Source organism: Microvirgula curvata (assembly GCF_054781615.1).
In genome coordinates this window covers 70,150-97,059 of sequence record NZ_BAAGUB010000005.1, presented here as the reverse complement: position 1 = coordinate 97,059, position 26,910 = coordinate 70,150, and the positions used below count along the sequence as shown (strand labels likewise).

24 protein-coding genes and 1 pseudogene are annotated in these 26,910 nt (G+C 64.1%); 10 read left to right on the top strand and 15 right to left on the bottom strand.

The features are described from left to right. Positions 1–422, bottom strand: a 422-nt coding sequence (locus ACYVG8_RS04525; protein ID WP_460745071.1) for a PDC sensor domain-containing protein, incomplete at its 3' end; no start/stop codon positions are given. On the opposite strand from ACYVG8_RS04525, the gene ACYVG8_RS04520 reads away from it, so the two are divergent. Next, a complete protein-coding gene (locus ACYVG8_RS04520) occupies positions 406–660 on the top strand; it encodes a hypothetical protein (RefSeq protein WP_156952501.1) in 255 nt (84 codons plus the stop codon). The genes ACYVG8_RS04525 and ACYVG8_RS04520 overlap by 17 nt on opposite strands. 854 nt (positions 661–1,514) lie before the next feature. Further along, on the top strand, positions 1,515–2,237 hold the full coding sequence (locus tag ACYVG8_RS04515; protein ID WP_028499004.1) for an autotransporter outer membrane beta-barrel domain-containing protein: 723 nt from the start codon (positions 1,515–1,517) through the stop codon (positions 2,235–2,237). 91 nt (positions 2,238–2,328) lie between these two features. On the opposite strand, the gene hisC is transcribed toward ACYVG8_RS04515, so the two are convergent. The 8 genes and pseudogenes from hisC to serC form a co-directional block, all read right to left on the bottom strand. Further along, complete coding sequence (hisC, locus tag ACYVG8_RS04510; RefSeq protein WP_460745069.1) at positions 2,329–3,420, bottom strand: histidinol-phosphate transaminase; 1,092 nt, start codon at positions 3,418–3,420, stop codon at positions 2,329–2,331. Between the two features lie 119 nt (positions 3,421–3,539). Next, positions 3,540–4,808, bottom strand: a complete 1,269-nt coding sequence (glyA, locus tag ACYVG8_RS04505; protein WP_028499006.1) for a serine hydroxymethyltransferase — start codon at positions 4,806–4,808, stop codon at positions 3,540–3,542. A gap of 141 nt (positions 4,809–4,949) precedes the next feature. Beyond that, positions 4,950–5,675, bottom strand: a pseudogene (trpA, locus tag ACYVG8_RS04500) (tryptophan synthase subunit alpha); the annotation flags it as partial. Further along, the gene (gene trpB, locus ACYVG8_RS04495; protein ID WP_107890388.1) at positions 5,672–6,901 is read right to left on the bottom strand and encodes a tryptophan synthase subunit beta; all 1,230 of its coding nucleotides are present in this window, start codon (positions 6,899–6,901) and stop codon (positions 5,672–5,674) included. The pseudogene trpA and the gene trpB, both read right to left, overlap by 4 nt. Positions 6,902–6,906: 5 nt before the next feature. Further along, positions 6,907–8,121, bottom strand: coding sequence for an aspartate aminotransferase family protein (locus ACYVG8_RS04490; RefSeq protein WP_107890046.1), 1,215 nt, complete (start codon positions 8,119–8,121; stop codon positions 6,907–6,909). A gap of 55 nt (positions 8,122–8,176) precedes the next feature. Next, a complete protein-coding gene (locus ACYVG8_RS04485; RefSeq protein WP_460745068.1) occupies positions 8,177–9,016 on the bottom strand; it encodes a YggS family pyridoxal phosphate-dependent enzyme in 840 nt (279 codons plus the stop codon). Next, positions 9,016–10,272, bottom strand: coding sequence for a benzoate/H(+) symporter BenE family transporter (locus tag ACYVG8_RS04480; protein ID WP_028499009.1), 1,257 nt, complete (start codon positions 10,270–10,272; stop codon positions 9,016–9,018). The genes ACYVG8_RS04485 and ACYVG8_RS04480 overlap by 1 nt, the downstream gene beginning before the upstream one ends. 138 nt (positions 10,273–10,410) lie before the next feature. Then, on the bottom strand, positions 10,411–11,493 hold the full coding sequence (serC, locus tag ACYVG8_RS04475; RefSeq protein WP_028499010.1) for a 3-phosphoserine/phosphohydroxythreonine transaminase: 1,083 nt from the start codon (positions 11,491–11,493) through the stop codon (positions 10,411–10,413). A gap of 134 nt (positions 11,494–11,627) precedes the next feature. On the opposite strand from serC, the gene pdxR reads away from it, so the two are divergent. Beyond that, positions 11,628–13,124, top strand: coding sequence for a MocR-like pyridoxine biosynthesis transcription factor PdxR (gene pdxR, locus ACYVG8_RS04470; RefSeq protein ID WP_028499011.1), 1,497 nt, complete (start codon positions 11,628–11,630; stop codon positions 13,122–13,124). Between the two features lie 16 nt (positions 13,125–13,140). Here the strand turns inward: pdxR and ACYVG8_RS04465 are convergent, their stop codons facing one another. Beyond that, positions 13,141–14,430: a serine hydroxymethyltransferase gene (locus tag ACYVG8_RS04465; RefSeq protein ID WP_460745067.1), complete on the bottom strand. Its 1,290-nt coding sequence runs from the start codon at positions 14,428–14,430 to the stop codon at positions 13,141–13,143. A 673-nt stretch (positions 14,431–15,103) separates the two neighbouring features. Here ACYVG8_RS04465 and ACYVG8_RS04460 point away from each other — a divergent pair. The 5 genes from ACYVG8_RS04460 to ACYVG8_RS04440 all read left to right on the top strand — a co-directional run bounded on the left by ACYVG8_RS04460 (position 15,104) and on the right by ACYVG8_RS04440 (position 19,364). Beyond that, positions 15,104–16,057 carry an AurF N-oxygenase family protein gene (locus tag ACYVG8_RS04460; protein WP_107890042.1) on the top strand — a complete coding sequence of 318 codons (954 nt, stop codon included), beginning with the start codon at positions 15,104–15,106 and terminating at the stop codon, positions 16,055–16,057. Next, positions 16,054–17,109 (top strand): 2Fe-2S iron-sulfur cluster-binding protein, encoded by a 1,056-nt coding sequence (locus ACYVG8_RS04455; protein ID WP_028499014.1) that lies wholly within the window; start codon positions 16,054–16,056, stop codon positions 17,107–17,109. The genes ACYVG8_RS04460 and ACYVG8_RS04455 overlap by 4 nt, the downstream gene beginning before the upstream one ends. A gap of 38 nt (positions 17,110–17,147) precedes the next feature. Continuing rightward, complete coding sequence (locus ACYVG8_RS04450) at positions 17,148–17,858, top strand: glutamine amidotransferase (RefSeq protein ID WP_107890040.1); 711 nt, start codon at positions 17,148–17,150, stop codon at positions 17,856–17,858. Next, positions 17,855–18,751, top strand: coding sequence for a pyridoxine/pyridoxal/pyridoxamine kinase (gene pdxK, locus ACYVG8_RS04445; RefSeq protein WP_051528794.1), 897 nt, complete (start codon positions 17,855–17,857; stop codon positions 18,749–18,751). Before ACYVG8_RS04450 ends, pdxK begins: the two co-directional genes overlap by 4 nt. Before the next feature lie 217 nt (positions 18,752–18,968). Beyond that, a complete protein-coding gene (locus ACYVG8_RS04440) occupies positions 18,969–19,364 on the top strand; it encodes an antibiotic biosynthesis monooxygenase family protein (protein ID WP_199489843.1) in 396 nt (131 codons plus the stop codon). 89 nt (positions 19,365–19,453) lie between these two features. Here the strand turns inward: ACYVG8_RS04440 and ACYVG8_RS04435 are convergent, their stop codons facing one another. Together ACYVG8_RS04435 and ACYVG8_RS04430 are read right to left on the bottom strand one after the other, a co-directional pair. Beyond that, positions 19,454–20,392, bottom strand: a complete 939-nt coding sequence (locus ACYVG8_RS04435; protein WP_460745066.1) for a LysR family transcriptional regulator — start codon at positions 20,390–20,392, stop codon at positions 19,454–19,456. 16 nt (positions 20,393–20,408) lie between these two features. Continuing rightward, positions 20,409–21,395, bottom strand: coding sequence for a LysR family transcriptional regulator (locus ACYVG8_RS04430; RefSeq protein WP_331637997.1), 987 nt, complete (start codon positions 21,393–21,395; stop codon positions 20,409–20,411). 171 nt (positions 21,396–21,566) lie between these two features. Between ACYVG8_RS04430 and ACYVG8_RS04425 the strand changes: the two genes are divergently transcribed. Together ACYVG8_RS04425 and ACYVG8_RS04420 are read left to right on the top strand one after the other, a co-directional pair. Then, on the top strand, positions 21,567–22,727 hold the full coding sequence (locus ACYVG8_RS04425; protein ID WP_460745065.1) for an aldo/keto reductase: 1,161 nt from the start codon (positions 21,567–21,569) through the stop codon (positions 22,725–22,727). Between the two features lie 73 nt (positions 22,728–22,800). Continuing rightward, positions 22,801–23,541, top strand: coding sequence for an SDR family NAD(P)-dependent oxidoreductase (locus ACYVG8_RS04420; protein ID WP_331637995.1), 741 nt, complete (start codon positions 22,801–22,803; stop codon positions 23,539–23,541). Between the two features lie 61 nt (positions 23,542–23,602). Here ACYVG8_RS04420 and ACYVG8_RS04415 read toward each other — a convergent pair whose 3' ends face one another. From ACYVG8_RS04415 to ACYVG8_RS04405, 3 genes are all read right to left on the bottom strand, one after another. Further along, positions 23,603–24,223 (bottom strand): glutathione S-transferase family protein, encoded by a 621-nt coding sequence (locus tag ACYVG8_RS04415; RefSeq protein ID WP_107890038.1) that lies wholly within the window; start codon positions 24,221–24,223, stop codon positions 23,603–23,605. Between the two features lie 64 nt (positions 24,224–24,287). Further along, a complete protein-coding gene (locus ACYVG8_RS04410) occupies positions 24,288–24,965 on the bottom strand; it encodes a type 1 glutamine amidotransferase domain-containing protein (protein WP_107890037.1) in 678 nt (225 codons plus the stop codon). 205 nt (positions 24,966–25,170) lie between these two features. Continuing rightward, on the bottom strand, positions 25,171–26,784 hold the full coding sequence (locus ACYVG8_RS04405; protein WP_460745064.1) for a methyl-accepting chemotaxis protein: 1,614 nt from the start codon (positions 26,782–26,784) through the stop codon (positions 25,171–25,173). Positions 26,785–26,910 lie beyond the last annotated feature (126 nt).

Genomic DNA, 26,910 nt, shown 5'->3' with positions numbered 1-26,910 from the left:
ATGATCGGGCGCTTGGTCGCGGCGTCAATATAAGGTGCGGTCGCGATGGGTCCCTGCGCGGCAATCGCCGCTACATACCACGGTCGCCCGGTCGGATCGTAGCCGGGGGGAACCGGCGGCGTCTTGCTGGACTGGGTCATGGTCTTGTCGGGCTGGCCGACGTAGGCATCGTCGAAATGGCCGGCTTCCAGCGTCTGGTCGAGCACCGGATGCAGGTCGCCCTGGCCGAAGCGCGCCAGCGTCGCCGCCATCACCTGCTGGCGGGAATTGACCCACTCGGTGACAAAACTGACCTTGTTGCTGGCGGCCTGGTCGATCTCGCCATGCACGCTGGACAGCAGCGCGCTGCTCATCTTGCTGTAGACGACCACGCAAAAGAGGATGGACAGCAGCGTTATGATCAGAATGACAAACGCCACCATTTTGCTGCGTAGAGATTTCATCGGATTTCCCTCTTTATCTTGTGCGGAGCACCGCTCCCGGTTTCCCGATATCGCCGGCATGTGGCAAAGAGCGGGGGCGGGGGGGCTGTTGATTGAATTTGTTATTGATGTTGCAATCAATTTCCGCTGTTTTATTCATTCTGAATCAATCAAATGGCGAGCAATGGCAATGCAGAAATGGAAAAATGTTTTCAGCGTTATGTCATCGCCTGCATGACGCACGTGCTTGAGTAAACCCTCTGTACCTGTCAAGCCTGCCAGGGCAGTTTACGTCTTTTGCGTGTTGTATGGCATAGAATGCGATGCAAATCTTAGGACAAACACAGCGCATGAAATCCTTTCCATAAAATAACGTTAAAAAATTTTCATTCAACAGATTGCCAAATGAAAGATCAGTTATTTTTGATAAAAACCGTATTGGATTATTCCGTTGTCAGCGGAACGGTCAATATGAATGACATGTTTTTTCTGCGGACGGGAAGCAGGGCGGGGTGAGGCCCTGCTGATGGCGCGGAGCACGCAGTGGGATGTGATCAATGATCCGGCCGGCAGCACCCGCTATGTGGCCTGGGTGCTGGTCTTCGACGATGAACTGGTACGCGGGCTGACCGCAGCTGGTCGCAAAAGCCGTCTGTGTCGAGCCAGCCTATGGTCGGTTTCATGGTTCATGCCAGCGAGCTGGGGCAGGCGAGCCTGGAGTTTGCCTGCGGCCGTTGAGGCGTGACGGGTGGGGCCTTGCCCGGTGAGTGTGAACGGCTGTGGTTCTGCCGGAATGACGTTGCGGTTGCCTGTGCGTTTCCTATTTGACCTTTGTGAATTCGGTCACGACTTGCGCACTGGGCTCGTTCTTTGTCGGCACGTCGGGGACATTCAATGTGTCCTTGCAGAATGTCGGTGTGGTCAATGGTCTGCTGATCGTCAAGGGGATGTTCAGCCCGAATGCGGCGGCTTCACCCGTCAACAGCCTGGACGACATCATCGCCGGGACGCAATCGTCCACCCTCCCTCGCCTGACCGGTGTCAGTCTTGTTGCCGGGCAGCAATACCGCTATCTGGTGCTGCGCGAAGCTGATGCCGACACTGTCGCGTGCGCTGCAGGTGGCCAGCATCGGCAGCCTGACCGGTGCCATGGATCGGGTCGGAACCCGTCTGGAAGGTCTCCGGCTGGCGGACAACGCGGCAGGCGGTACGGCGCGCGGCATGGCCGCCGGGGATGAAACGGCACGCAATGGCGTCTGGGCCAGGACATACAGTCTGCGCGGAAGCCAGAACGAGCGGGACGGTTTCGCCGGCTACGACAGCAAGGGCTGGGGCATTATCGCCGGTGCCGACCACGAGTTCGCACCGGGGCTGGTCGGTGGCGTCGCGCTCAGCTATTCCGACACCTCCGTCGACTACAACGACCAGCTCAGCGGCAACAGCTGCCGGGTCAAGAGCACGCAGCTGTCCGTTTACGGCAGCGTTCCGCAACTGAAGCTGGAATGGAACAAGGTGTCGCAGGACGGCTATACGGAAAGCGGCGGCGGCCCGCTGGCACTGAGTGTGGACTCGAATTCGGCCGAGCGCATGCGCTCCATCCTGGGGGCCCAGCTCAATCACGACACGTCAATCGGCGGGGTCAGGGTCCAGCCGTACGTGAACCTGTTCTGGAATCACGACTTCAAGAATGCCGGTATCGATTCTGGCGCCAGCTTTGTCGGCGGCGGATCGGCATTACCAAGGGCAGCGGCTACACGGCACAGGTCGCCCATGCGACAGCCCGCTGGGCGTTCTGATCCCTGTCGGTGTGTGTGAACAGCCAGACAGAATGACCGGCCCCGGGGCCGGTCATTTTCATTTGCGCTCGCCACCATGAAAAGCGGAGCCATCCCCGGGGCGTTTTCCGCTACGGGTGCGCGGCGCCAAACCCCAGCATATCCAGCGCTGCCAGCAAGGCGTCATTTTCCGCCGGAGTGCCGATGGTGATGCGCAGTTTGTCCCGCAGGCGGTCCTCGTCGAAATAGCGGACGAAAATGCCCTGGGTCCGCAGGCCCTCGAACACGCCCCTGGCACCGCCCCGGCTGTCTTCCGGCACGCTGACCAGCAGGAAATTGGTCTGGCTCGGCGCGGACGGCAGCGCGCGTGCCGCCAGCGACTGCGCTATCCGTTGCCGTTCGCTGCGCACCCGCTGTGCCGAGGCCCGCGCCGCGTCGCCGGCTTCGAGTGCGGCGACGGCCAGGCGCTGGGCGATGGCGTCGACGTTGTAGCTGTCCTTGGTCTTGAACATCGGCTCCAGCAGCGAGGCGGCGCCCAGCCCGTAGGCAAAGCGCAGCCCGGCCAGTGAATAGCCCTTGCTCAGGGTCCGCAGCATCAGCAGGTTCTCGTGGCGGGACAGCAGCGGCAGGGTGCTGTGCGCCAGCGCCGGGTCGACGAAGTCGACATAGGCTTCATCGATCAGCAGGACGCCGTTGAACCCGCTGGCCAGCCGGTCGAGTTCCGGCACACTGATCAGCGTGCCGGACGGTGCATGCGGATTGCAGATCAGCAGCAGTGCCACCCCCGCTTCATTCATCTTCCTGCCCAGGTCCGGCGGCAGCGACCAGTCGTCCTGCAGCGGAAGGGCGAAAGTGGGGGAGTCGTGTATTTCCGCCAGCACGCCGTACAGGCCATAACTCGGCCGCACAATCCCGATCGGCTGCCCGGGCTCGACAAACGTACTGATCGCCAGCCGCAGCAGCTCGTCCCCGCCGTTGGTGGCGATGACATTCTGCGGCGACAGGCCATGCACGCTGGCCGCCAGCTCCCGGAAGGCGCGGGCGCTCGGGTGCGGGTAGCGGCGCAATTCATCCGGCTGGACCGATTGCAGCGCCTCGATCACCTGCCGGGCCGGGGGATACGGGTTTTCGTTGGTATTCAGCTTGGCGACGACCCGGCATTCCGGTTGATCTCCCGGGGTGTACCCGGCCGCCCGCCGCACATTCTGTCTTTCATGAGTCATGCGTCTACATCCACTGTCTGTTCAGTCTGGTCGCGAATCCCGGCTATTAATACGCCCCTGAATGTGAATTGCAACCGCCCCCGCTCGTTGCCGAACGGGGGCGGTTGCCCTGCGCCGGCTTACTGGTAGACCGGATGGCGGCGGCACAGCGCCGTGACCTGCTCCCGCACCTGGCGTGCCACCAGATCGCTGTTGCCGGTTTCCAGCGCATCCAGCACGTCGCACAGCCAGCCTGCCAGCTGCTCGCACTCTTCCACGCCGAAACCGCGGGTGGTGACGGCCGGCGTGCCGATGCGCAGGCCCGACGTGACGAACGGCGAGCGCGGATCATTGGGCACCGAGTTCTTGTTCGCCGTGATATAGGCGTTGCTCAGTGCCGCATCGGCGTCCTTGCCGGTGTACGGCTTGTCGGACAGGTCGATCAGCATCATGTGGTTGTCCGTGCCGCCGGACACAATCTTGTAGCCGCGCTTCTGCAGCAGGGCGGCCATGGCACGGGCATTGGTCACGACCTGCTTCTGGTAGGTCTTGAATTCGGGCGCCAGGGCTTCCTTGAACGCGATGGCCTTGGCGGCGATCAGGTGCATCAGCGGCCCGCCCTGGACCCCGGGGAAGACAGCCGAGTTGAGCTTCTTGTAGAAGTCCTCGTCCTGGCCCCGGGACAGGATCAGGCCGCCGCGCGGGCCGCGCAGGGTCTTGTGGGTGGTGCTGGTCACCACATGGGCATGCGGCAGCGGATTCGGGTATTCGCCGGCCGCGACCAGGCCGGCCACGTGGGCCATGTCCACCCAGAACAGGGCGCCGACCTTGTCGGCAATGGCGCGCATGCGCGCCCAGTCCTTGTAGCGTGAGTAGGCGGAGAAACCGCCGATCAGCATCTTCGGCCGGGTTTCCAGCGCGATGCGTTCCATCTCGTCGTAGTCGATCAGCCCGGTCGCCGGATCGAGGCCGTAGGGGACAATCCTGTAGTGACGGCCGGAGAAGTTGGACGGGTTGCCGTGGGTCAGGTGTCCGCCCTGGGCCAGGTTCATCCCCATCACGGTGTCGCCGGGGCTGACCAGCGCCAGGAACACGGCGGCATTGGCCTGGGCGCCGGCATGCGGCTGGACGTTGACATAATCGCAATCGAACAGTGCCCGGGCCCGCTCGATGGCCAGGCGCTCGGCCACATCGACATACTCGCAGCCGCTGTAATAGCGCTTGCCCGGATAACCCTCGGCATACTTGTTGGTCAGGACTGTGTTCTGGATGGACATCACCAGCGGGCTGGCATAGTTCTCGGACGCGATCAGTTCGACGTGGTTTTCCTGACGGCGTTCTTCGTTGCGCACGGCCTCGGCCAGTTCGGCGTCGAAATCGTCGAGGGTCACGGATTGCTGGTAATACATGTTGGCGGGGTCCTGTGGTCGGGATGAAGGAATGGGCTGAAGGGGAGCGGTCGGCGCGGGCAGGTCCATCTGCCGGCGGACATCGCGTATCAGGGTGCTGGCTGCCGCCAGCGTGTCTGTCACCGGTTTGCCCGGCAGGGCCTCGATCAGCCAGGAGCCGATCACGACGGCGTCTGCCGTGTGGGCGACTGCGCGCGCGGTCTGCGCATCGCGGATGCCGAAACCGACGCCGACCGGAAGCCGCACGTGGCGGCGGATGCGCGCCAGCGTGTCCTGAACCTGGGCCATGTCCAGCGTCCGGGTGCCGGTCACGCCATTGACGGACACGCAATAGACATAGCCGCTGGCACATTCGGCAATCTGCCGGATGCGTTGCTCGGTCGACGTCGGGGCAATCAGGAAGATCAGATCCATGCCGTGCCGGCGCAACTGGGTGGCCAGCGCGCCGGACACTTCCGGCGGGTAGTCGACCACCAGCACGCCATCCACGCCGGCCGCCGCCGCGGCCTCGGCAAAGGCGCCCGGACGGCGCAACTGGTCGTAGCGTTCGAGCGGATTGGCGTAGCCCATCAGCACCACTGGCGTGCTGTTGTCGGTGCTGCGGAACTGGCGGACGTGGTTGAGCACCTGCGGCAGGCCAATGCCGGCGAGCAGTGCCTGCTCACTGGACTGCTGGATGGTCGGACCGTCGGCGGACGGATCGGAAAACGGTACGCCCAGCTCGATAATGTCGGCGCCGGCGCTGACCAGCGCATGCATCAGGGTCGGGGTGATGCCGGCCTGCGGATAGCCTGCCGTCACATACGGGATCAGCGCCTGCCGACCCTGCTGCGCCAGACGGTGGAAGGTGTGCTCGATCCGGCTCATGCGACACCTCCCGCCCTGCTGCAGTCATGGGCCAGTACCGTGTCCATGTCCTTGTCGCCCCGGCCGGACAGATTGACCAGAATGGCCTGCTCGCGGGACATCTCCCTTGCCAGCTTGATGGCATGGGCAACGGCATGACTGGCTTCCAGCGCCGGAATGATGCCTTCGACGCGGCTGAGGCGATGGAAGGCGTCGACCGCTTCGGCATCGGTGACACCGACATACTCGGCACGGCCGATCTCGTGCAGCCACGCGTGTTCCGGTCCGACGCCCGGATAGTCCAGGCCGGCACTGATGCTGTGGGTCTCCAGCACCTGGCCGTTGTCGTCCTGCAGGATCAGGGTGCGGTTGCCATGCAGCACGCCGGCGCTGCCGCGCTGGATCGAGGCGGCGTGTTTGCCGCTGTCCAGCCCGAAACCGGCGGCTTCCACGCCGATCAGGCGCACTCCCTCGTGGCCGATATACGGGTGGAAGATGCCGATGGCGTTGCTGCCGCCGCCGACACAGGCGACTATCGCATCCGGATGCTGCTTCAGCATCTGCCGGCGCCGGAACAGGGCCGGCATCTGCTCCAGGCACTCCTTGCCGATCACGGTCTGGAAGTCGCGCACCATCATCGGATACGGATGCATGCCGGCCACGGTGCCGATCAGGTAGAACGTGTTGTCGACATGTGCAACCCAGTCGCGCATGGCCTCGTTCATGGCGTCCTTCAGCGTCCGGCTGCCGGATTCCACCGGCACCACGGTCGCACCCAGCAACTGCATGCGCTGGACATTCGGGTGCTGCCGCCGGATGTCTTCGCTGCCCATGTAGATCACGCACTCCAGCCCGTAGCGGGCGCAGATGGTGGCGGTGGCCACGCCGTGCTGACCGGCACCGGTCTCGGCAATGATGCGCCGCTTGCCCATGCGTCGCGCCAGCATGGCCTGGCCGATCACATTGTTGATCTTGTGGGCGCCGGTATGGTTGAGGTCTTCGCGCTTGAGGAAGATCTGCGCGCCTCCCGTCTCGTCACTGAGCCGTCTGGCGTGGTACACCGGCGATGGCCGGCCGACATAGTCCGCCAGCTCGTCGCGGAACTCGGCGACGAAGTCCGCATCGTCCCGGTAGCGCAGATAGGCCCGGTGCAGTTCGTTGACGGCGCCGGCCAGGGTCTCGCTGATGAAGCTGCCGCCGAAGCGGCCGAAGAAGCCGGCGGCATCCGGTTGGGCGCAGGGTGGCATGCGGGTCATGCTTGCAGCTCCTCATGGGTTTTCTGTCGGGCGGCGGGCGTTGCCAGCAGGCGCGCCACGCGCACCACGATCTCGTCGATCTGCGCTTCGTCGCAGATCAGGGCCGGGAGCAGGCGCAGGGTGGTGTCGCGGGTCACGGTAATCAGCAGGCGCTGTTCGTCCAGCGCGCGCCCGACCAGCTCTCCGCAGCGCCGGTTCAGTTCGATGCCGGCCATCAGCCCCAGGCCGCGAATCGAGACGACGTCGGGGTGATCACCCAGTGTCGCCTGCAGGCCGGCCAGCAGCCGGCGGCCCAGCACGGCGGCCCGCGCCGGCAACTGTTCGCGCTCCATGATGTCGAGCACGGTGCAGCCGACACGGCAGACCAGCGGATTGCCGCCGAAGGTGGAGGCGTGATGACCGGGCGAGAACAGACTGGCGGCCGCGCCGCGCGCCAGACAGGCGCCGATCGGCACGCCATTGCCCAGCCCCTTGGCCAGGGTGATGACGTCGGGCACGATGCCGGCATGCTGGAAGCCGAACCAGGCGCCGGTACGACCCATGCCGGTCTGCACCTCGTCCATCATCATCAGCCAGCCGCGCTCGTCGCACAGCTGGCGCAATGCGCGAAGGTAGGAAGCGGAGGCCGCATGCACGCCGCCTTCTCCCTGTACCGGCTCGATCAGTACCGCAACGATGTCGGCGGTCTGCGCCGCCAGTTCGCGGACGGCCTCGATATCGTCGTAGGGCACGCGCACAAAGCCCGGCACCAGCGGCTCGAAGCCGCGCTGCACCGCCGGGTTGCCGGTCGCGGCCAGCGTCGCCAGTGTGCGGCCATGAAAACTGTTCTCCATGACCAGCACCAGCGGTTGCACGACCTGTCTGGCGTTGGCATGGAGCCGGGCCAGCTTGAGCGCCGCCTCGTTGGCCTCGGCCCCCGAATTGCAGAAAAAGGCGCGTTCCATGCCCGACAGCGCGCACAGCCGCTGACCGAGCTGTTCCTGCCATTCGATGCGAAACAGATTGGAGGTATGCAGCAGCTTGCCGGCCTGGTCGGCGATGGCGGCGGCGATCTCGGGATGGGCGTGGCCGAGGTTGGTGACGGCGACACCGGCGATGGCATCCAGGTATTCCACGCCCTGCGCATCCCACAGCCGCGCACCATGGCCCCGGGTGAAGGAAACTGGCCGGCGCGAATACGTCTGCATGAGATACGAGGGTGAAGTGTTCATGGCTTTTCTTCCTGCTTGGTCGTGATGCAAAAGAATTCCGCCGGCGGCCGGCGGCTTACGCGCTGGCGGCAGTTTCCGCCGTGGGCCAGTAATACGAGTCGGGCAGGGCGCGGGCGCCGAAAATGGCCTGCCCGACCCGGACCACGGTCGCACCTTCCTCGATGGCGATCTCGAAGTCGCCGGACATGCCCATCGACAGCTCGTTCAGGCCGATGCCGGGCGGGGCGTCCTGGCGCAGGCGGTCGCGCAGCTCCCGCAGCAGCACAAAGCAGGCGCGGACCCGCGCCGCCTCGGCCGAGAACAGGGCCAGCGTCATCAGGCCGCGCACGCGCAGGGCCGGGAAGGCGGGCAGGGCGTGCAGGAAGGCCGCAACGTCCTCGGGCTGCAGGCCGTACTTGCTGGCCTCGCCGGAGGTATTGACCTGAACGAACACATCCAGCTCGCGGCCTTCGGCCTGCAGGCGCCGGTTCAGCTCCTCGGCCACCCGCAGGCTGTCGAGCGCCTGGAACTCGTCGGCAAAGCGGGCGACCTGCCTGGCCTTGTTGGTCTGCAGATGGCCAATGACCGACCAGTGCAGGTCCGGCAGATCGGCCGTGGCTTCCCACTTGCGATGGGCTTCCTGCACCTTGTTCTCGCCGAGCAGCCGGCAGCCCGCCGCATACGCGAGGCGCACATGCGCTTCGTCAAAGGTCTTGCTGACCGGCAGCAGGCGCACGCTGGCCGGTTCGCGACCGACCCGCAGGCAGGCGCTGGCGATGCGTTCGCGAACCACGGCCAGGTTGCGGCGGAAGTCGTCGACGGTATCGGCCTGCGGATAGCGGCCGTGCCGGTCGTGCCGGGTCTGGGTGCCGGATGGCGAGGCCGGAAGATCGGTGTGGCTGGATGTCGCGGGCATCAGTTGGCTCCCCCTTTGTTGATGGCGGGTTCGGCGGCAGGACGCACCGTGTCGGTGGCTGCGGCGCGGCGCGGCAGCGCGCCATTGAGCACGGCGTAGGCCACCAGCCCGATCAGCAGGCCCCAGAACGCGCCGCCGATGCCGAACAGCTTGATATTGGCCGCCGCCGCCAGGAAGGTGATCAGCGCGGCTTCGCGGGATTTCGCATCGGCCATGGCATTGGCGAGGCTGCCGCCGATGGTGCCCAGCAGGGCGAGCCCGGCCAGAGTGGTGATGAAGGTGGCCGGAAAGGCCATGAAGACGGCGGCGAGCGTGACGCCGAACACGCCGACCAGGATGTAGAAAATCCCTGCCGCCACCCCGGCGATCCAGCGCCTGGACGGGTCCTCGTGCGCTTCCTTGCCGGTGCAGATGGCGGCCGTGATCGCGGCGACGTTGAAGGCATGCGAGCCGAACGGCGCCATCAGCAGGGAACCGAGGCCGGTGACGGTCACGATCGGGTTGGCGCTGGTCTTGAAGCCGTCATTGCGCAGCACCAGCATGCCGGGCATGTACTGCCCGGTCAGGGTGATCAGGAACAGCGGCAGCGCGACACTCAGCAGCGAGTTCAGCGTGAACACCGGCAGGGTGAAGACCGGCGCGGCCAGTTTCAGTTCCAGCCCGGACAGGTCGACGCGCCCCTGCAGCAGCAGGAAGGCCAGCCCCAGCACCAGGATGCCGACCACGGCGTAGCGTGCGGTGAAGCGCTTGAGCACGACATAGGCAACGATCAGCAGGCCGGCCAGCAGCGGGTCGATGCTCATGCCGCCAAAGGCGCCGATGCCGAACTGCAGCAAAATGCCGGCCAGCAGGCCTGCGGCCACGCCCGGCGGAATCAGCCGGATGACGCGTTCGAAATAGCCCGACAGGCCGAGCAGCACAAAGGCCGCTGCCGAGACCAGATAGGCGCCGACCGCCTCGGCATACGGCGTCGTGGCCAGGGCGACGACCAGAAAGGCCGCGGCCGGCGTCGACCAGGCGGTGATGATCGGCTCGCGGGAGATCCAGCTGAGGAAGAGCCCGGTGACCCCCACACCGATCGACACCGACCACACCCAGGAGGCGGTCAGTTCCGGACTGAGGCCGGCCACTTTCGCGGCCTGGAACACCAGGATGAATGTGCCGCCATAGTTGACGATGACCGAGATCAGCCCGGCCACGACCGGGTGAGTGAGATCACTGAGGCGAAGGGATGAAGACGAAGCTGAAGAGGACATGATTTTCTGATCTCCGCTGCCTGACAATGTGCCCGGCATAGACTGGTGGTGAATTTATATCGCGTGACTGGACGGTGTGGCCCCTACACTTTGGACGGCTCGGGCAGACCACTTTGTGCAGCGCACCCCGGCAGTGCCTCAGCCATGGATGCGCTGGAAGTCGTGCATGAAGTCGGTCAGCGCCTCGACGGCGGGCAGACCGATCGCGTTGTAGATGCTGGCCCGGATCCCGCCGACCGACGCATGGCCCTTGAGCCCGTTGAGCCCGGCCCGGTCGGCCAGTTGCAGGAAGGTCTTTTCCAGGGCAGGGTCGGCCAGCACGAACGGCACGTTGTTGATGGAGCGGCTGGCCGCTTGCACCGGGTTGACGTAGAAGCCGTCGCTGCTGTCGATCGTGCGGTACAGCAGCTCGGCCTTGGCCTGATTGGCGCGGTGGATCTGCTCGATGCCGCCGGAGCGGCTGATCCACTTGAGGGTCAGCCCGGTCAGGTACCAGGAGAAGGTGGCCGGGGTGTTGAGCATCGAGTCCGCCCGTGCCTGATGGGCATAATTCAGCACGTCCGGCGTCACGTTCAGCGGCGCATCAAGCAGCGCTTCGTCCACGATGACGACGGTGACGCCCGCCGGCCCGATATTCTTCTGCGCGGCGGCGTAGATCAGCCCGTGCTTTGCCACATCGATCGGTTTGGACAGCAGGCTCGAGCACGCATCGCAGACCAGCGGGACGGCGGCATCCGGCGTGGTGGAGAACTGCACGCCATGCACCGTTTCGTTCTCGGTGTAGTGCAGATAGGCGGCATCCGGATTGAGCTGCCAGTCCGCGGCGTCGGGGATGTGGTCGAAGCCGGACGATTCGCTGCTGCCCGCGACGCGGACGTCGCAGTAGCGGCTGGCGGCCTGGATGGCCTTGCCGGACCAGAGCCCGGTGTGCAGATAGTCCGCCGTGCGCTTGCCGCGCAGCAGATTCATCGGCACCTGCGAGAACTGCAGCGAGGCGCCGCCCTGCAGGAACAGCACCCGGTAGTGGTCTGGTACCTTCAGGAGGGTGCGCAGATCCTGTTCGGCCTGGCGGGCAAGCTCGATGAATGTCCCCGAGCGATGGCTGATTTCCATCACCGACATGCCGGTGCCGGCGAAGTCGAAAAATTCCCGGTGCGCTTCCCGCAGCACTTCCATCGGCAGCGCGGACGGGCCCGCGCTGAAGTTGTGAGACCTTGCCATACGTTTTTCTGAGCCTGTTCGGATGAGTTCGCGATGCGTGGCATCGCCAGTCACAAAGGCAGTGACGACCCGCACAGTCTATGGATAAGATGGCCTGATTTAGTGGGCCATTTCCACCCTGTCAGGCAGACCACATGGCAAAGACATTCGAGCTTGAAACCCTGAAAATGCGGCTGAACGATGCCGAGTTCGAGCTGCTGAACCTGCACCAGCGCATCCAGCGCGCACTGCGTGCGCTGATCCTCGACGGCGCCCTGGGGCCGGGCGTGAAACTGCCGGCGACGCGGGCACTTGCCACTTCGCTCGGCGTGGCCCGCGATACGGTCGAGAACGCCTATGTGCAATTGCATCGCGACGGCTTCATCGCCCGGCAGAAGGGCTCGGGCAGCTATGTGTCCGAAACCGTCGGCACCGAACTGCGCGGCGCGGCGCGCAAGCGCATGAAGCTTCAGGACCACAAGCGCAGCACGATGGAACCGGGGGCGGGGCTGAGCCGGCGCGGGCGGATGATTCTCGACAGCGGCGGCACCATCGACCAGCAGGTGATCAAGGCGTTCGCCACCGGCCTGCCGGAAACCCGCACCTTTCCGACCGATGTCTGGGAACGGCTGCAGCGCCAGGCGCTGAAGGACTACCGCGCCCAGGTGCTGCTGCACGGCGATCCGCAGGGGGCGATGCCGCTGCGCAAGGCCATTGCCGCCTACCTGAACCTCGAACGCGGCGCCAAGGCTGCGCCGGAGCAGATTCTGGTGCTGAGCAGCACCCGGCAGGCCCTGTTCCTGTGTGCCCAGTTGCTGGTGGATGCCGGCCGGCCGATCCTGATGGAGAACCCGGGTTACTACGGTGCCAAGAAGGCGTTCGAGTCGACCGAGGCCAGGGTCGTGCCGATCGACGTCGACGCGCAGGGCATCCGCACCGATCTGTTGCGGGCCGATCGCAGCGGTGCCGACTGCGTCTACGTGACGCCATCCCACCAGTACCCGACCGGAGCGACCCTGTCGCTTGAACGGCGGCTGGAGCTGATCAGCTGGGCGGCGGAGAACGGCAAGTGGATCATCGAGGACGACTACGACAGCGAGTTCCACTACGACGGCCTGCCGACGGCCTGTGTCCAGGGTCTGGACAAGTACCAGCGCACGATCTACATCGGCACCTTCAGCAAGACGCTGTATCCGGGCCTGCGCATGGGCTATATGGTCATTCCGCCGGAGCTGGTCAGCGCCTTCGCCCGTGCGCGCAGCATCATGGACGGGCACACGCCGCAGATTCTGCAGCTGACCCTGGCGCGCTTCATGGAAGAAGGACACTACAACGCCCATGTGCGGGCGATGCGCAAGCTGTATGCCGGGCGCCGGGAAATCCTGCTTGAAGCCATCGACCGGCACCTGGCCGGCATTGTGACCGCGCTGCAGCCGGAGGGCGGCATGCAGGTCCTGTGCCTGCTGGAGGACGGCTGGTCGGAGGAAAAGACCATCCGCCAGGCGGCCAGCGCCGGCGTGCTGCTTCCGGGCCTCAGCCGGCTGTACGCCGGCGAGGAAAAGCGGCAGGGCTGGCTGCTCGGTTATGCGTCGCTGACCGCCTATGAAATCGAGGCGGCCATGCTGCGTCTGGCCAATGCGCTGAAGAAGTAGCCGGCGGGCTGCGTGCTCAGTAGGGCAGCGGGAAGCGCCGGGTCAGCTCCGCCACCCCTTCGCGGATCGAGCTTTCCGTGCGGCTGTCGATGGCGCCGGCACGCACGCCGCCGAGCAGGGCAAGGATCATGTCGCCGATTTCCCGGAACTCGTCCGGCCCCATGCCGCGCGAGGTGCAGGCCGCGCTGCCCACCCGGATGCCGGAGGTGACCGTCGGCCCGGTTTCGTCGTTGGGCACGGTATTCTTGTTCAGGGTCAGACCGACCTGTTCCAGCGCATGCTCCGCCACATTGCCGGCCAGCCCCCAGGGGCGCAGATCGATCACGCCGAGATGGCAGTCCGTACCGCCGGACACGATGGACAGGCCGCCTTCCGCCAGCCGGCCGCACAGGGCCTGCGCGTTCTCGACCACGGTCCGGGCGTAGGCGTGAAATGTCGGGTGCAGCGCCTCGCCCAGCGCTACGGCCTTGGCGGCAATGATGTGCATCAGCGGGCCGCTCTGCAGGCCGGGAAATACGGCCGAATTGATTTTCTTCATGATCTCGCCGTCATTGCCCAGGATCATGCCGCCACGCGGCCCGCGCAGTGTCTTGTGGGTCGTGGTGGTGGTGACATGGGCGAACGGGACCGGCGACGGGAAGACGCCGCCGGCGACCAGCCCGGCAACGTGCGCCATATCCGCCATGAACAGGGCGCCCACATCGTCGGCAATGGTGCGGAAGCGCGCAAAGTCGAGGGTGCGCGAGTAAGCCGATCCGCCGGCGATGATCAGCCGGGGCCGTTCACGCCGGGCAATCCGTTCGACCTCGTCCATGTCGACCCGGTGCGACACCGGGTCGACCCCGTAGCTGATGGCCTGGAACCACCGCCCCGAGATATTGGCCCTGGCGCCATGGGTCAGGTGCCCGCCGGCCTTCAGGTCGAGACCGAGAACCTTGTCGCCCGGCGCCAGAAAGGCAAGAAACACCGCCTGGTTGGCCTGGCTGCCCGAGTGCGGCTGCACATTCGCGTATTCGCAACCGAACAGGCGCGTGGCCCGCTCGATCGCCATGTTCTCGGCGGTGTCGGCATGCAGGCAGCCACCGTAGTAGCGGCGGCCCGGATAGCCTTCTGCATACTTGTTGGTCAGCACCGAGCCCAGGGTTTCAAGCACGGCGCGGCTGACGAAGTTCTCCGATGCGATCAGTTCGATCGAGTGCTGCTGCCGCTGCCGTTCGGCGTCGATGACGCCCCAGAGGTCCCGGTCGGCCTGTTGCAGGGTGAGGGAGCCCACGGCGGGCAGGGCAAGACCGTCTGTGTTCGCCATTCTCGGCATGTAGTTTCCTGTGTCGATTGAAGCAGACCGGCGAATCCGGGCGTCTTGCGGCCTGCCGGCCACGCGGATTGCTGTCTGTGCTGATAAGGACGATCGGGCTGTCCATGGGCTCAAATGCAGAACCCCATCCTAATCTGGCCGCGAACGGGCGGGATATACCGTGTTTCCGGACCCGTACAGACCACTTTTCTGTCGTTGCAGCGCAGCAGATTTCGGCAGGTGGTCTGGTCCTGTTGTTGAAAATGGACTGTTACGAAAGACCATATTGGGAATAGTATTTTTACGGGGATGATCCTGGCATACCCTCATTGCCGCGCCGACACTTGAATCCGTGCCTCTGCGCTGCAGGAAAATGGCCCGGCCGACCACCCCGCCTGTTCACTGCAACTTTCTCGTACTCGCTACTGTTTCCCCTGCCACCGTCGGTGCAGGGGCATCGGGCGATGTGCCATTCACTGTTGAAACGATTGTCGCCCGAATAACGGGCGAGCCTGAGTCGTGAGCGATCAGCCCCGTCATGGTGCTGCAATCGTGATGTACCGAAATAAAAGATTCATCCATTTACCCGCCGGTTATTCCCGGTTCGGGAAACGTTAAATAATAAAAATATAACGCAACTTTCATACTTGAAAAACGCAGCCAGTCTGCAAGCCGGAGATTGAAAATGAAACATTTGAATGCAGGTACCGATGATGCCGTCCACGTCATGCTGAACAAGCTGTCCACACTGTGGAAAAGCCGTGCAGCAGTCAATCGGGAACAGCCTGACTACTGGAGTCTGGCCTTTGATCCGGCCAAGAAGGATTTCAGTACGTCCCTGCTGCCGTTCCGCGACCATCAGGCCTGGCTGGAAGCGCCGGAAGAACTGCAGTCCAAATGCCTCTCGTACGCCTGGGGAATTTATAATCTGAAAACCATTTATATTGAGTGCAATGTGGTGGCCCCGGTGTGCGAAGACATTATCAAGACGCCGCCGCCGAGCGCCAATCGCGCGCTGCTGCAGGACGTGATGTCGGAAACCCTGCTGGACGAAGCCCTGCATACGCGCATGTCGATCATGGCCTGCAACTATATCTACGATATGCGCGGCCTTCCGCCGCTCGACTTCTCGGACTTCAATCTGGTTCGCTGGCGCGACGGTCTGTTGGCGGATTGCGGTGCCGAGTGGGAACGCCGCCTGACGCGTTTCGCCATTGCCTGCGCCAGTGAAACCCTGATTACCGACTACCTGAAGACCATGGCCGAGGATGACTCGATCCAGGCCGTCTGCCATGAAGTCACCCGGACCCACGCCATGGACGAATGGAGCCACTCCAGCGTATTCAGCTTTGTGGCGACCGACATCGTTCACGGCCTGAGCCGCAAGGAACGCGAATACCTGCGCGCGGTCATCGTCAAGACCGTGCAGATGTTCGCCAACAACGAACTCGGGGCCTGGTCCACCGTGTTCTCGATGCTCGACTTCCCGCACGCTCGCGACATTCTGCATGATGTCGGCGACACCAACGAGATCGGCGTCTACACCGAATCGGTCGAAAGCCTTCTTGACCGGATTGGCCTGGCCGGCAAGATCCATTCGAATCCCGTTTCCGCCTCGCGCCAGGAGGTCCGTGCATGAACACCGTGGTCCAGGCGCGTTGCGAACGCGCCGTCCCGGAGGTGGGAGGGGTCAAGGTCTTCACGCTGCGGGCACAGGATGCGCATGCCGGCTTTCTGAGTACGCTGCAGCCCGGCCGGCATGTCGCGATCCACTATCCGGACACCTCGGGCACCCTGCAGGAGCGGTTGTATTCGATCACCCGTCGGCAGGATGACGATTTGTTCGAGATCGCGGTCAAGCGTTCGGGCCGCAGCGGGGTCTCGGACCAGCTGCATTCGACCCTGCAGGAAGGGTCGATGGTGCCGCTGAACTATGTGGCCGGTGACATCTCGCTGGCGTCGATTGTCGACCTTGAGCATGTCGGCATGGTCGCGGGCGGCATCGGCATCACGCTGCCGATCGCGCTGCTCCGGGAACTGGCGACCCGGTCGCGCAGCGGGCTGCGCGTGCCGGAGGTGGTGCTGATGCTGTGCGTGCCCCGGGTGGTTGACATCCCGTTCCTGCACGAGCTGCTGGAGCTGGACCTGACCATGGCGTGGTTCTCCCTGCGCGTCTTCGTCACCCGCGAGTGCATTCAGGACAGCGGTCACTTCATGTCCGGTCGCCCGCCGGCGGATGCCCTGCATATCCTGAAGCAGCCGCAGGCGGTGGTGATCTGCGGCAGTCATGCCTTTGCCCAGACCTTCCGCGAGCGGACGGCCACGATCTTCCCCGCCGCCCGGCTGCTGATCGAGTCGTTCACCCCGCCGGACGCGCCGACGGCGGCAGAGATCCGGCAGGGCGAAGCGGCAGCGCCGCTGCGCCTGCGCCTTGCCGACAGTGATGCCGTCATCGAGACCACGCCGGGCAAGAGTCTGCTGGACATGCTGGAATCCAGCGGCGTGCCGGTCCGCAGTCAGTGCCGGGCCGGCATCTGCGGCAGTTGCCGGGTCCGGGTGTCCGCCGGCGATTGCCGGTTCGAGCCCGACTTCTGCCTCAGCGATGACGACAAGGAAGACGGCTATGCCCTTGCTTGTTGTACCTTTCCCCTGTCCGGCGAATTGACGGTCGATCTGAAATCCGCCGCCTAGTCCCCGCTTCCCGTTCTCTTATTCCAATGAGGATTTGTATGAAAACAGCGATTGCACTGCGCCACATTCACTTCGAGGACGTCGGCACGCTCGATGCCGTACTGCTCGAACAGGGTTACCAGGTGCAGTACCTCAATCCGGCACTGGACGCGCTGGACGGACCAGCGGTCCGGAATGCCGACCTGCTGATCGTGCTGGGCGGCCCCATCGGCGCCTACGACGAACAGATCTATCCTTTCCTCGAAGGCGAACTGGCCGTCGTGCGCCAGCGGCTGGCGGCCGGCAAGCCGATGCTGGGCATTTGCCTGGGCGCCCAGCTGATTGCACGCGCGCTGGGGGCCAAAGTCTATCCGCTCGGCGTCAAGGAAATCGGCTTCTCTCCGCTGACGCTGACGCCGGAAGGCCGCGAGTCGGTGCTGGCCACGCTGGGGGACACCCCGGTCCTGCACTGGCATGGCGACCAGTTCGACATTCCCGCCGGTGGTGTCCGGCTGGCCAGCACGGCAGTCGGAGCCAACCAGGCGTTCGCCATCGGCGCCAATGTGCTCGGGCTGCAGTGCCACCTCGAAGCCGACGTGCACAAGCTGGAAAGCTGGCTGGTTGGCCATGCCAGCGAGCTGGGGCAGGCCGGCATCGACCCGCGCACGCTGCGGGAAGACGCCGCCCGTCTGGGGGACCACCTGACGACGGCCGCACGCAGCGTGATGGCGGACTGGCTGCGCCAGCTGGACCACCAGACGCCGGCATGAGGGGAGACGCCACCCTGCCCGGGACGGCGCGGGAACCGCATCCGTATCTGCTGGATGTGGTTTCCGTGCAGTCCCAGGTCATCTACGGGCGGGTCGGCAACAATGTGGCCGTCCCCGTGCTGCAGGGCGGCGGCCTCAGTGTGGCCGCCGTGCCCACGGTACTGCTCAGCAACACCCCGCACTATTCCAGCGTCCATGGCGGCGCCGTGCCGGCCGAATGGCTGGAAGGCTATCTGTACGACCTCGGGCGACGCGGGGCGCTGCAACGCCTGCGCGCCGTTCTGGTCGGCTATCTCGGGCATCCCGATCATGCCGCCGTCCTCGCGCGCTGGATCAGCCGCCTGCAGCAGGAAATGCCCGGGCTGCTGGTGGTCGTGGACCCGGTCATCGGTGATGTCGACGTCGGCACCTATGTCGCCCCCGGTCTGGTCGACGCCTATTGCCGGTACCTGCTGCCGCTGGCGACCGGCCTGACGCCGAACGGCTACGAACTGGCGCAGCTGACCGGCATGCCGACCGGGCGCCAGGAAGAAGCGATGGCAGCCGCACGGCAACTGCTGGGCGCGCGCACCCGCTGGGTGGCCGTGACCAGCGCGGCGCCGGCGGCCTGGCCGGACGGGCAGATGGGGACGGCACTGGTCACGGCGACGGAGAGCGTGACCCTCCGCCACGCCCGGGTCGACTGCGCGTGCAAGGGCACCGGCGACCTGTTCGCCGCCAGCCTGACGGCCAGCCTGCTGGACGGTATTGCGCTGCCTGATGCCGTCTCGCTGGCCGGTTCGCGGGTGGTCGAGGTGCTCGAACAGACCCGCGCCGCGTGCTGCAACGAGCTGGTGCTGACACCGGGGCGCTGGCTGGCTGGCATCCATGACATCAGGGCAATGACACCCTGATACCGGAAAGTGGTCTGTTTATTCAGTTGCAATTGGACCGGTTTGTCAGTCCATTCGCACGGTATAAACAGAGCGGGAAACAGGACCACGGGAAATCGCGAATACGGGCATGCCTGCAACGGGCATGCCATTTTCTGCCGCTTTTCCAGCACTGTTTTCCGGAACCTGCCGCCGCTTATAAAAAACGGATCGTGCCTGCTTGCCGGATAACCGGGCAATGACCGATGAGGCGCGGGTTTCTTTCTTGAAGTCAGCCAAGGAGTCAAAAATGATTGTTGTGCTGTTTGAATTGCAGGCTGCCCCCGGGCAACAGCAGACGTATGTGGATCTGGTGAACAAATTGCAGCCGCTTCTGGCACCGATCGAGGGGTTTATTTCGGTTGAATGTTTTCAAAGCACGCTGAATCCCGAAAAGGTCATGTCGGTCACGACCTGGCGCGATGAGGAGGCGGTGAAGCAGTGGCGGAACGTGCCGGCGCACCTGTCCGCGCAGAAAGCCGGCCGTGACAAGATCTTCCTTGATTACCGGGTGCGCGTGACGTCCGTCATGCGCGACTATGGCCTGCATCAGCGCGAGCAGGCGCCGGAAGACAGCCTGATCGGTCGCCACTAGACCCGGGCAGCAGGGCGAGGCTTGAGTGTGCGGGCGGCGGTTTCCCCACGGCTCAAGCCTCTGTGCATGATGCGTCCAGACACCAGAAACTACATGAGCCCATGAATGGCGGGTTCACCTGACTGTGCATCAGACTGATGGTGATAGCGCAGCGCTTCGACGACAAGCGACAGGGCCGGCGACGATGGATGCCGGCTGGCAAAGTAAAGGTGAAGGCCCGGAAAGGTCGGACACCAGTCCTTGAGCACAGGCCGGAGGCGACCGCTCTGGACATGTGGACGAGCCAGCATTTCCGGCATATAGGCCAGGCCGGATCCGGCAAGTGCCGCTTCAATCACCGGGTAGATGCAATTGAATGTCCATGGGCCCTCAACCCGCACCTTCAGGTTCTGATTTCCCTTCCGGAGCGCCCAGGCGTACACATCGCCACGCATCGAGAAACGCATGTTGATGCAGTCGTGCGCAGTCAGGTCTGACGGCATTCGGGGCGGCGGGCACCGTTCCAGGTAGGAAGGCGCACCGACGATCGTCATGCGGATATCCGGTGAAATCCGGACGGCCGTCATGCCCCTGGCGATCTGGTCGCCAAAACGAACGCCTGCATCAAAGTGCTCTGCCACAATATCGATCAGACCCGGCTCGATCGCTACCTCGAGCTTGATGTCGGGACAGGTCTGCCTGAGGCGGGAGAGCCTGGGCCAGAGAATCGTGTTTGCCGCGAAGTCAGGGGCGCTGATGCGTACAGTCCCGGCGGGCTTGCCGCGAAGCGCCTCGAAGTCGGCCAGTTCACTGCTGATGGCCTCGAATCGGGGACCCACGCTTTCGATCAGGCGTTCTCCAGCTTCCGTCGGCGATACGCTGCGGGTTGTGCGGGTCAGCAAACGCAGTCCGAGCCGCGCCTCCAGCGCGCGGATGGTGTGGCTGAGTGCGGACTGGGAAACGCCCAGTCTGGCTGCCGCGCGGGTAAAGCTCCGTTCGCGCGCAACAGCGAGAAAGGCCTGGATGTCACGAAAATTTTCACCTGGCATGCAGGGGACTCCGCGGCTATGGCCTGTAACGCAGGGCGTCGACCAGCAGGGTCATCGCGCGCGAAGGCTGCCGCCGGTTCGGGTAATAGAGATGGAGCCCGGGCCACACCGGGCACCAGTCCTCCAGGACGGAGAGGAGTTGCCCCTCCGAGAGATGGGGACGAACCATGTCCTCCGGCAGGTAGGCCAGCCCGAAGCCTGCTCTGGCCGCTTCGAGAATGTCATAGGCGTTGTTGAAAATGACCGTCCCGTCCACCCGGGCATTCATTGCGCGCTTCCCCTTGATGAACTCCCATTCGTAGAGGCCGCCATGGGTGGACGTGCGCAGATTGATGCAGGTGTGCCCGGCGAGATCGCGGGGGGTATCGGGCCGCCGCCGCCCGGCAAAGTAGGACTTCGACCCCACCACCCTGTTGCGCACGTCAGGGCCGATTCGCACTGAAATCATGTCCTGTGCCAGTTCCTGGCCAAACCGCACGCCTGCATCGTAGCCGCGTGCGGCGATATCGACACTTTCATACTCATTGCTCAGCTCGACCCTGATTCCGGGGTAGGCCGGAAGGAAGCTGGCCAGCTTTGGCCAGAGGGTGCTCCTGATGGCGTAGTCGATGGCGGTGATCCGGATCGTCCCCATGGGGGCGTCACGCAGCTCGCCGAGTGACCGGATCCCGGCCTCGATGCCGTCAAACTCAGGGGCCAGGCGATCGAGCAGCCGCTGGCCGGCCTCGGTAGGCGACACACCGCGCGTGCTGCGGGTGAGAAGACGAACGCCCAGTTTTTCTTCCAGCGCCCGGACGGTGTAGCTCAAGGCTGGCTGTGTGACACGAAGCCGGGCCGCCGCACGCGTGAAACTGCGGGCGCGAGCCACGGTGATGAAGGCAAGCAGATCACTGAAACTGTCCCGCGACATTGATGAATCCTCGTTATGGGACTTCACCGATATTACCGCCTTCATCCGGATCCCGCCTGAAATCGCCCTTGTCCCGGGGGATGTGAAATTCATGAGCCTTGCTTATCTTGATATGCAGATTCTGCTGCCTACTCAATGTCTGGAACGGGATTTAAAGTGCGTTGTCAGCAAAAGACCGCCTGTGTGGCCGGCGGGAGCGCCCGCATGAGCCGCCGTGGCGCGCACGACACTTTTTATCCTCTGGGCAGTAAAGGAACAGAACAGATGAACGAACAGATTTCCTCCCGCCGGCGCGAGTTGCTGAAGGCAGGCGCAACGGTCGGCGCAGCCGTATGCACGGCGCCGCTGATGGCGGGAGCGGTTGCTGCACAGCCGGCGACAGCAACATTGTCGGGGTGCGACGCGATGGACCTGCCCGTTCTCTCCGGCGGCCGGATCCTCGGGTCGGGCGATTTCCGCATGGAGGTGTCTGCCCTCGGGTTCGGTGTCATGGGGATGAACTACAACCGGGGTCCCCATCCTGACCGCAAGGCGATGATCTCGCTGCTGCATCAGGCCGTGGATCGCGGCGTTACCCTGTTTGACACCGCCCAGGTTTATGGACCGCTGATCAACGAAGCGCTCGCCGGCGAGGCCCTGCACCTGTTCCGGAACCGGGTGAGCGTGACGACCAAGTTCGGGCATCGCATCGTCAATGGCAAGTATTTCGAAGGCCAGCTGGACAGCACGCCCGCGAACATCCGGCGTGTCGCGGAAGAATCGCTCAAGCGGCTGCGCCTGGAAACCATCGAGCTGTTCTACCAGCACCGGCTCGATCCGGCCGTGCCCATCGAGGACGTGGCGGGCACCGTCAGGGATCTGATCCGCGAAGGCAAGGTCAGGCGTTTCGGTCTTTGCGAGGTCAATTCGCAGACCATCCGGCGCGCCCACGCTGTGCAGCCGGTGACTGCCGTGCAGAGTGAATACCATCTGATGTGGCGCGAACAGGAGAAAGAAGTGTTCCCGGTCATTCAGGAACTGGGGATCGGTTTTGTGCCTTACAGCCCGCTGAACCGCGGTTTTCTGGGGGGCGGTATCACCGAGTACACGCGCTTTGACACCGGCAATGACAACCGGAACACGCTCCCGCGCTTCACGCCGGAAGCCATCCGGGCAAATCTGGCGGTCGTGGAAGTGCTGAGCGCGTTCGGCCGGACCAGAGGCGCGACATCCGCGCAGGTGGCGCTGGCATGGATGATGGCAAAAGCGCCCTGGATCGTCCCGATCCCGGGCACCACCAAACTGGCGCATCTGGACGAAAACCTGCGTGCGGCCAGGCTGATGCTGAATCCGGCTGAGGTGCTGGAACTGGAATCTGCCGTTTCCCGGATCCGGATCGTGGGAGGCCGCTATCCGGCTGTGCAGCAAATGCAGGTCCAGCACTGAGCGTCAGTACTGCTCCCCGGAATTTCTATCAGACACAGAAAATGACATCATGAAAATCTCCTTCGGGAATCAGGTGGCGCTGGTCACCGGCGCCGCGTCGGGCATTGGCCTGGCAACCGCAAGGGCCTTTGCCCGGGCGGGGGCATCCGTGGCGCTGGCGGATGTGAACGGCGACGGTGCATGTGCTGCTGCCGATGAACTGGTGGCGGCCGGATACGGGGCCGTCGGCATTCGCTGCAACGTGGCGGATCCGGGCGAAGTCGAAGCGATGGTCAGGACAACTGTCGCTACATTCGGCCGTCTGGATCTGGCATTCAACAATGCCGGCATCCAGAACGCCCTCGCCGAGACGGCCGATGCCACCTTCGAGGACTTCGACCGGGTGAACGCGGTCAATCTGCGCGGGGTGTGGGCCTGCATGAAGTTTGAACTGCAGCACATGCGGCAGCAGGGAAGCGGCGCCATCGTCAACTGCTCCTCCCTGGGGGGGCTGGTCGGGGGGGCCGAACGCAGCACCTATCACGCTGCCAAGCACGGCGTGCTCGGTCTGACCAAGAGCGCGGCTCTGGAATATGCCGCGCGGAACATCCGGATCAATGCCGTATGCCCCGGCCTGATCTGGACCCCGATGGCAGACCAGATGGTCGCTGCCGGACAGAAGGAGGCGCTCGATGCCATGCTTCCCGGCATTCCCATGCGGCGGCACGGCCGCGCCGACGAGGTTGCGGATGCCGTGCTGTGGCTGTGCAGCCCGGCTTCCAGTTATGTGACCGGGCAATCCCTCTCGGTGGATGGCGGACTCATCATGCGCTGAGCATGCTGCTGCACCGGCGGGCTTGCACCGCCGGTGCCTTCCCTGATGAGCTGTCAGCCTGTCAGGATGAATACTGCTGCTGCTCGACCTGCTGCGCCCTTTTCCAGCTGTCGAGTTCCCTCAGCCCGGACACATAGCGTTGCAGGTTCGGGTAGTTTTCCGGCTGCTCCAGGCGCAGGGCGAGCTCGGCCACGAACACCATCATGAAATCCGCGCCACTCAGGCGTTCGCCAAGCAGGTACGTCCTGCCCGCCAGCGACGATTCCAGATAACCCAGAACCTTGTCGCACTCCTGCTGGGCATAGCCGGGCAGGAAGGTCAGCGCGGCCGATTCCCGGCTGGTGAAAATCTTCAGCAGCAGCGGCAGCATGGCCGAGCTTTCGGCAAAGTGAATCCACTGCAGGTAGGCGGCATGGTCGGCCGAGGACCGGTCTGGCGCCAGATGCGGGGCAAACCGCTCGATCAGCACTTCGGTCATGGCGCCGGACTCGGCAATCAGCTGTCCGTCCAGTTCAATGACCGGGGACTTGCCCAGCGGGTGGATGGCCGCCAGTGCGGGCGGCGCAAAATGGGACTGCGGATCACGACGATAGGCGACCAGCTCGTAAGGCAGGCCGATTTCTTCCAGCAGCCAGAGTGTGCGAATGGAGCGGGAGTGGTTCAGGTGGTGCAGCTTGATCATGGTGACCGGGGCCTTGTGCGGGATGGAGTCCTGCCGGCCGGCTGGCCGGGCAGGGGGGCGATCGTCAGGCCAGTTGTTCGAGCATGGCCTTGGCCACGGCTTCGGAACTGGCCGGGTTCTGGCCGGTGATCAGGCGGGCATCGACCACGACATGCGGCTGCCAGTCCGCGCCCTTTTCATACTGTCCGCCCAGACGCGTGAATTCATCCTCGATCAGGAACGGCACCACCTCGCTCAGTTGCACCGCTGCTTCTTCACTGTTGGAAAAGCCGGTCACGCGCCGACCCTTGACCAGTGGCAGGCCATCGGACGTACGCACCCGGCGCAGCGCCCCCGGCGCGTGGCAGACCAGCCCCAGCGGCTTGCCGGCGCGCTCGAAGGCTTCGATCAGCGCGATCGAGGCCGGATCTTCGGCCAGATCCCACAGCGGGCCGTGGCCGCCGGGGTAGAACACGGCATCGAAGTCGTCGGCACGGACATCGGCCAGCTTGCCGGTATGGGCCAGCGCATGCCGGGCCTGGGCATCCTGGCGGAAGCGTTCGGTCGCCGGTGTCTGTGCGTCGGGCTCGTCACTCTTCGGGTCCAGCGGCGGCTGGCCGCCCAGGGGCGAAACCAGCGTCAGCTGCGCGCCGGCATCCCTGAACACGTAGTACGGGGCGGCAAATTCTTCCAGCCAGAAACCGGTTTTCTTGCCGGTGTCGCCGAGGCGGTCATGCGAGGTGAGGACGATCAGGATGTTCATGGCGGGGATTCCTTGTGCAGCAAAACGGTGCCGGCGGGGAGGCGGAACGCCTGCTGTGCCGGCCAGGTGACGGGCGAAGTATAGTCCGAATAGACCGGTCGTCTAGTAAATGTTTGCTGCTCGCAGTCCGGTGCCATGAAAAAACCCCGGCGCTGGCCGGGGACGAAGGTGGTGCGGAACTGCTCGGCGCTCGCTACACGGAGATTCAGACCCGGAATTGCGCCAGCGTGCTCATTTGCTGCTTGACCAGGGTATCCAGCCGTTCGGCGCTTTCTGCGGTATTCCTGGCCGCAGTGCTCGATTCTTCCGACATCTGCGCGGTCTGTTCGACCTGGGCGGCGATATTGTTGCTGGCCACGCCCTGTTCCTGGATTGCGGCGGAGATTTCGGTAATGCTGACGGCGGCCTTTTCCGCATTCGCACCGATTTCCTCGATGGCGCGGCTGGCGCCATCGGCGCGGGAGACGCCGGTTTCGACCAGATTGTCGGCCGACTCCATCTGGATGACGGTCTGTTTGGCCATGTTCAGCATTGACTCGATCATGGCGGCAATCTCCTGGGTCGATTTCGCCGTCCGTTCGGCCAGCTTGCGCACTTCATCGGCCACGACGGCAAAGCCGCGCCCCTGTTCACCGGCCCGGGCGGCCTCGATGGCCGCGTTCAGTGCCAGCAGATTGGTCTGGTCGGCAATGTCCCGGATGACATTGACCACCGTGCCCACTTCCGCGCTCCTGGACTCCAGTTGCTGGATATGCGCGACGGAGTGTTTGACCACCTGGGAAATCTCGTGAATGTCGCTGATCGTGCTGCGGATGATCTCCGAGCCCGACGTCACCAGGGCGCGGGCCTCGTGGGCACCCTGCCGGGTCTCGTGGGCCTGTTCGGCCACATGGTTGATGCTGACGGTCATCTGCTCCACGGTCGACGCCATGTTCGAGGCGGATTCACTCTGTGCCGCCGATGCCGCCGAGACCTGGCGGGCAGTATCACTCAGGGCCTGCGAGGCAACATCGACTTCCTGCGCCACGCTGTGCAGCGCCAGGAAACTGGCCTGCAGTTTCTCCAGCAGCTGATTGAGCGCTTCGCAGGCTTCGCCCACTTCATCCCGCTTTGTCACCGGCGTGCGCCCGGTGAAATCCAGGGTCTCGCTGACGGTTTTCAGTGCATTGCGGATTTGCGCCAGCCCATTGTTGATGGTGCGGAACAACTGGAGCGACAGGCAGCCGGTCAGCACGAATACGAGACCGATAAACAGCACGGACAGATTGCGCGTGCTTTCATAATGGGCCCGGCTGTCGGCCGCATCTTTTATGGTCAGCGTCTGATTGAGCTGATACTGGTCATCCAGCGCTTTTTCGGCGGCATGCGACAGTGGCACGGCCTGGCGTATCAGGGCAACCTCGTGTGCATGATCAAGGGAGTTCACCCGGGAAATCAGTGGCTGGATCGCGTCCCAGTAGCGTGCGCCGGTATCCCGGACATCATTCAGCTTTTTCTGGTCTTCATCATTGTAGATATTGTTGGCCTGATAATTGGCGATGGCAGTGTCAAAAGCCTTTTTGCCTTTGGCAATCTTGGCCCGGGCCGCACTGTGCTCGTCTTCCCCCTCCGCCAGCAGCAGGTCGCGCAGCCCGACCCGTACATTGGCCAGGCCATGCTGGGCGCTGGTGATATCGTTCAGGCTGGGGAAAATACTGCTCATCATGGCTTCATGCTGATCCTGTGCCCGGCCCTGTTGCCAGATGCCGTAGCCGCCGACCAGCAACAATGAAAGTAATGCGACACTCAATGTCAGAAAAAGCTTTTTTGATATTGTCATTTTCGATTTATTTGATATTTATTTGGAATTGCAATGGTCATTCTGGCTGCCGGAATTATTCCGGCGCCGATATATTACGCTTGTTGCTGCATGGCCGGATCCCGCCCGCTCCATTGCGGAGGGGCC